We start from the raw sequence: 261 nt of genomic DNA, 5'->3' as shown, positions 1-261 counted from the left end.
CCATTCCGGCGGTGTCTACTGTTTGTATTGTATATGATATCCCTTTGGTGTTAGGATTGGATAAAAAAGATGTAATTCTGCTTTCCTTATCAGTATTTATTGTAATGCTTTCCTTAAGCCGTGGAAAAACGAATATCCTTTATGGGACAGTTCTATTAGTGAATCTGGCAGCTTATATATTTACAGTAATTGTTCCTTAATAAAGAATGTAAAGGCTGGGGAGTTATCATTTTACACCTTATCTGAGAGCATTTTTCGGAG

At 35.2% G+C, this 261-nt stretch carries 1 pseudogene; it reads left to right on the top strand.

The window, feature by feature from the left end:
- Window positions 1-200, top strand: a pseudogene (locus tag SB679_RS24910) (ionic transporter y4hA); the annotation flags it as partial.
- Between the last annotated feature and the right edge of the window lie 61 nt (window positions 201-261).

This window comes from Chryseobacterium sp. SIMBA_029, from assembly GCF_046535275.1.
In the GTDB taxonomy this organism is placed as follows: Bacteria; Bacteroidota; Bacteroidia; order Flavobacteriales; family Weeksellaceae; genus Chryseobacterium.
The sequence above is the reverse complement of the archived record's forward strand: the minus strand, read 5'-3'. Positions and strand labels throughout refer to the sequence as shown.